Source organism: Streptomyces sp. 13-12-16 (assembly GCF_002114215.1).
Classification (GTDB): domain Bacteria; phylum Actinomycetota; class Actinomycetes; order Streptomycetales; family Streptomycetaceae; genus Streptomyces.
In genome coordinates, this window is sequence record NZ_NCTE01000344.1 from 9,553 (window position 1) to 14,437 (window position 4,885).

Below are 4,885 nucleotides of genomic sequence, written 5' to 3' on the forward strand. Positions count from 1 at the left end.
TGGCCCTGCGCAAGGAGGCCGAGGACGCGCTGGAGGCGGCCCTCGCGGCGCCCTCGGAGCGGATCGTGCGGAAGATCCTCACGGAGATCAACGCGAAGATCGGCGACATGATGTTCAAGCCGCCGCCCGGCCCCCCGCTGGGCCGGAAGCCGTACGACGTCGAGGACGTCGTACGGCGGTGGCGGGAGCGCCGGGCGGCGGCGGGCGGGTCGGACGGACCGGGCGGCTCAGGCGTGTAGCAGCCGTTCCGCCAGCTCGCGGTAGTCCCGCAGGGCGAGCCGCAGTTGCTCGGTGTCGGTCGCGGACGCGGTGCCGTTCGCCTCGGCGCCGTCGGTCTGCCAGGACCGCCGCAGGGTGCGGCGCCGCTCGGTCACCGCGTCCGTGAAGCGCGCGGTGAGCTCCTCCAGCGCGCGATCGGCCTCCTGCACGGCGTCCCGCGGCGCGTCGACGAAACCGGCCACGGCGTGCTGCAACTGCGCCGTGAGCTTGTCGGTGTCGTCGAGCCGGAGGAGACGGGCGACGGAGCTCCGGTCGGCGTCGTGGTGCGTGCCGGTGCCCGTGTTCGCGGGGGTCCGGTCGACGTCGTGGTGCGTACCGGTGCCCGCGGAGATCCGATCGGCGTCGTGATGCGCGCCGGTGCCGGCGGGGGCGGTGGCGTCGGGCTTCGGGTGTGCGGCGGGGGGCGGGTTCCCGCCGCCGGGGACGGTGCGGCCGGTTTCCTCGCCGGTGCCGAAGCCGCGTACACCCGCGTCCGGGGCATCGCGCCCGGCACCGGGAGCCGAGGCCTCGCCCAGGGGACCGGGGGTCGTACGGCCGGCACCCTCACGGGTGCCGAAGCCGTGGGCGCCCGGGTCCGGGGCGTCGCTGCGGACATCGGGGGCCGAGGCGTCGCTCCGGACGCCGGGTGTGGTGCGGTGCCCCTCGACAGGCGGGGTGTCGCCGGGGCGTCGGGTCGCGTCGGTCATCGGTCAGCTCTCCTTCGCCTGGTGCCGGTGGAACAAGGACGGTGTGCGGTGGCCGCGGCCGGCGGCCGGGGACGTACGGTCGCCGTCCACACCGGCGCGGTGGCGTCCGGCCTCGTGCCGGGACGGCCGCACCAGTTCCTCGAACAGCGCGCGGGCCTCGACGAGGGCCTCGCGCATCTCCTCGGTGCCCGCGCCACCGTCGTGCGCGCGGGCCTGCGCCACCCGGTGCACGCGCCGGTAGCCCTCGACGTGGTGGGCGTGGTGCACGGACAGCGCGGCGAGCTGGTCCTCGTAGTGCCCGTCGGCGGGGAAGCCGCGGTCGGCGGCGAGTTCGGCGATCAGCCGGTCCGCCTCGGCGACCGCTTCCTGCGGCGCGTCGACGAACCGCTCCTGGACCGCCGTCCAGCGCACCTCGTACCTCTCCCGCTCGGTGGGCTCCAACGGCCGTACGCGCAGGTCGCCGTGGCGCTCCACGCGCTCGGCGAGCTCTCGCTCGGCGGCCTTGGCGTCCCCGTCGTGCCGGGCGACGGCACGGTCGTACTCGGGTCCGAAGCGCCGCTTCAGACCGGCGCCGTGCCGCGGGCCGCGGGCGCGCGAAATCAATACGGCCGCGACGACGGCGACCGCGACAATCACGATCAACGCAATGATCAGGCCAGTGGACATGGATGCCTTCCGGGTTATCGGCCCAACCGGCACTCCTCGCGAGCCGGTTCGTCTTCCGGGTTGCCCGAAGGTTCACGCACAAACAGTTCGGGGCCGTCACGGTCCGCCACGGCTTATTCGCTTGCGGGCCGGCCGGAGGGTCCGCCGAGAATGCGGGCATGGTGTGGACCGTGGCCCCGGAACCGTACGACTCCCCCGTCGCCGCCGCGCTGTGGCGGGCGTACTACACGGAGGTCAGCGACCGCTGGTACCTGCTGCACGAGGGGCGGCGGACCGGCCCCGAGGAACTGGAGCGGGAGATCGCCGCCGTGTCGGGGGCCGATCTCGCACCGCCGGAGGGCCTGCTGCTGGTCGCGCGGTACGCGGGTGAGCCGGCCGGCAGCGCGGGCGTCCGGCTGCCGGCCGGTACGACGGCCGAGCTGACCCGGGTGTTCCTGTACGCGGGGATGCGGGGCAGGGGCGGGGCGGCGCTGCTGGTGCGGGCCGCCGAGGACGCGGCCCGTGCCTCGGGCGCCACCCGGATGGTCCTGGACACGCGCGGGGACCTCGTCGAGGCGCGGGCGCTGTACGCCCGGCTCGGCTACGCGGAGACCGGGCCGCACAACGCCGATCCGTACGCCGAGCACTGGTTCGCCAAGGAACTGGGCTGAGGAGCCTGGCCGGGGGACCGGACCGGGGGCGCGCCTCAGCCGGTCCGGGTCACCGCCCGTTCGTCGTGCGGGCGTTCGCTCCGGGAGCCGCACAGCTCGTCGTTCAGTTCGTGCACCAGCCGCACCAGGTCGGTCGGGCGGTCCGGCCCCCACCAGTCGCCGAGCAGCTCGGCCAGCGACTCCTCGCGGGCCCGCGCCAGCCGCTCCGTCACCTCGCGCCCCTCGTCGGTGAGCACCATGTCGACGCCCCGGCGCACGGCGAGGTGCCGGATCTCGGCCTGGCGGGCGGCCTCGAGGACGACGTTCAGCGGGACGGGGCTGCGTTCGGCGAGCCGGGCCGGTTCCACCGAACCGTGCTTCCTGATGCGCAGCAGCATCCAGCTCGTCGCGGGCAGCAGGTCGTAGCCCGCGCGGTCGGTGATCTTCCGGTAGATCTCGCGGCGTCCCTCGCGGGTGCCGAGCACCGACAGCGCGCGGCACACCTCGTCGTACGAGGACCGCTCCACGGGGTTGCTGGCGAGCGTCTCGGTGACGTCGGGCGCGGTGACCGAGGCCCGCAGCCGGTCCTCCTTGAGGAACCAGGCCAGCACGAATCCGAGGAGGGCGACGGGCACGGCGTACAGGAAGACGTCGGTGATGGCGGTGGCGTACGCGTCGAGCGCCGGCGGGCGCAGGGCGGGCGGGAGGGCGGCGATGCCGCGCGGGTCGGCCTCCAGGGAGTCGGCGGAGACGCCGGGCGGGAGGCGCGCTCCCCGGAAGGCGTCGGTGAGCTCGTCGCCGAGGCGGCTCGCGAAGATCGTGCCGAAGATGGCGACGCCGAACGAGGCGCCGATGGAGCGGAAGAAGGTCGCGCCGGAGGTGGCGACGCCGAGGTCCTCGTAGGGGACGGCGTTCTGCACGATCAGCACCAGGACCTGCATCACCAGGCCGAGTCCGAAGCCGAGGACGAAGAAGTACGCGCTCATCTCGGCGGTGGAGCTGCCCGTGTCGAGCCGGTGGAGCAGCAGCAGTCCGAGGGTGGTGACGGCGGTGCCGGCGATCGGGAACACCTTCCAGCGGCCGGTGCGGCTGACGATCTGCCCGGAACCGGTGGAGGACAGCAGCATGCCGGCCACCATCGGCAGCATGTGCACGCCGGACATGGTGGGGGTGATGCCGTGGACCACCTGGAGGAAGGTCGGCAGATAGGTCATCGCGCCGAACATGGCGAAGCCGATGATGAAGCTGATCACGGCGGAGAGCGTGAAGGTGCGCACCCGGAACAGCTTCAGCGGCAGCACCGGTTCGGCGGCCCGCCGCTCCACGGCCACGAAGGCCACGGCGAGGAGCGCGCCGAGCACCGCGAGCCCGGTGATCTGCGGCGAGGCCCACTCCCAGGTGGTGCCGCCGAGGGAGGCGACCAGCACCAGGCAGGTGGCGACGGAGGCGATGAGGAAGGTGCCGAGGTAGTCGATGACGTGCTTGGTCCGCCGGCGCGGGATGTGCAGCACCGTCGCGATCACGGCGAGGGCGACGATCCCGACGGGCAGGTTGATGTAGAACACCCAGCGCCAGCTCAGGTGCTGGGTGAACAGTCCGCCGAGCAGGGGTCCGAGGACGCTCGTCGTGCCGAACACCGCCCCGAACAGGCCCTGGTAGCGGCCGCGTTCGCGCGGTGGGACGAGGTCGCCGACGATCGCCATCGACAGCACGATCAGCCCGCCGCCGCCCAGGCCCTGGAGCGCGCGGAAGGCGATCAGCTGGGGCATGTCCTGCGCCGCCCCGCACAGCGCGGACCCCACCAGGAAGATCACGATGGCGACCTGGAAGAGCCTCTTGCGCCCGTACTGGTCGCCGAGCTTGCCCCACAGCGGGGTCGCGGCGGTGGAGGCCAGCAGATACGCGGTGACCACCCAGGACAGGTGCTCCAGGCCGCCCAGTTCGCTGACGATGGTGGGCAGCGCGGTGGCGACGATGGTCTGGTCGAGGGCGGCGAGCAGCAGGCCGAGCAGCAGGGCGCCGATCGAGACCACGACGTTCCCGGACACGTGCTCCCGGTCGCCGGCGTCACGGCCGCCCGCGTCACGGCCCGGTGGTCCGGCGCCGGGCGCGGGCCCCGCGTTGTTCCCCTTCGGCGTCGTACGGCGCGCGTCCCCGGCCATGAAGACCTCCACAGAGAACTGGTTCCACCGTCCATCGTGATCGGTGTGTCCTGTTATGGCCTGTTGAGTCCTCCCGGAAGTCCGGATTCCGGGGGCGCGCGGACGGGGCTGTGAAGAAGATCTGCATAATCTCTGGAGTTCGCGAGGGGAGGGACGAACACGTGGAACAGCCGAACGGAAACCCGTGCCCGGAGTGCGGTGCGCCCAGGAACAGCGACAACACGCCGTCGTGCGCCTGCACCATCCGTGCGTCCGACGCCCTGCGCGACGCCCGCACGGCGGAGGCGGCCGCCGCCGAGGACTTCGATCCGCTGCGCATACGGCCGTACGTCGAGCTGGACGGCGGGGCCGGGCGGAGTACGCCGGACGGGTCGGCGGAGACCGCCGGTGCGGCGGGGGCGCCCGCTCCGTCCGCGGAGGAGCCCGGCGCCCCGGGGGCGGTCGACGAGACCATGACCCTGCG

4 protein-coding genes and 2 pseudogenes are annotated in these 4,885 nt (G+C 73.7%); 3 read left to right on the forward strand and 3 right to left on the reverse strand.

Going from position 1 to position 4,885, the window contains the following annotated elements; translation table 11 throughout:
• Positions 1–239: pseudogene (locus B7767_RS14580) on the forward strand (DUF1992 domain-containing protein); the annotation flags it as partial.
• Here B7767_RS14580 and B7767_RS14585 read toward each other — a convergent pair.
• The gene (locus tag B7767_RS14585; RefSeq protein WP_085572567.1) at positions 228–965 is read right to left on the reverse strand and encodes a hypothetical protein; all 738 of its coding nucleotides are present in this window, start codon (positions 963–965) and stop codon (positions 228–230) included. The pseudogene B7767_RS14580 and the gene B7767_RS14585 overlap by 12 nt on opposite strands.
• Before the next feature lie 3 nt (positions 966–968).
• Positions 969–1,631 carry a hypothetical protein gene (locus tag B7767_RS14590; protein WP_085572568.1) on the reverse strand — a complete coding sequence of 221 codons (663 nt, stop codon included), beginning with the start codon at positions 1,629–1,631 and terminating at the stop codon, positions 969–971.
• A 158-nt stretch (positions 1,632–1,789) separates the two neighbouring features.
• On the opposite strand from B7767_RS14590, the gene B7767_RS14595 reads away from it, so the two are divergent.
• Positions 1,790–2,281 carry a GNAT family N-acetyltransferase gene (locus tag B7767_RS14595; protein WP_085572569.1) on the forward strand — a complete coding sequence of 164 codons (492 nt, stop codon included), beginning with the start codon at positions 1,790–1,792 and terminating at the stop codon, positions 2,279–2,281.
• 35 nt (positions 2,282–2,316) lie between these two features.
• Here B7767_RS14595 and B7767_RS14600 read toward each other — a convergent pair whose 3' ends face one another.
• Complete coding sequence (locus B7767_RS14600; protein ID WP_085572570.1) at positions 2,317–4,422, reverse strand: MFS transporter; 2,106 nt, start codon at positions 4,420–4,422, stop codon at positions 2,317–2,319.
• A gap of 161 nt (positions 4,423–4,583) precedes the next feature.
• Here B7767_RS14600 and B7767_RS47995 point away from each other — a divergent pair.
• Positions 4,584–4,885 (forward strand): annotated as a pseudogene (locus B7767_RS47995) (peptidoglycan-binding protein); the annotation flags it as partial.

What these genes read in the sequence shown, in the direction of transcription:
- B7767_RS14585 (WP_085572567.1), bottom strand. Translation starts at nt 965, where the DNA reads ATGACCGACGCGACCCGACGCCCCGGCGACACCCCGCCTGTCGAGGGG.
- B7767_RS14590 (WP_085572568.1), bottom strand. Translation starts at nt 1,631, where the DNA reads ATGTCCACTGGCCTGATCATTGCGTTGATCGTGATTGTCGCGGTCGCC.
- B7767_RS14595 (WP_085572569.1), top strand. Translation starts at nt 1,790, where the DNA reads ATGGTGTGGACCGTGGCCCCGGAACCGTACGACTCCCCCGTCGCCGCC.
- B7767_RS14600 (WP_085572570.1), bottom strand. Translation starts at nt 4,422, where the DNA reads ATGGCCGGGGACGCGCGCCGTACGACGCCGAAGGGGAACAACGCGGGG.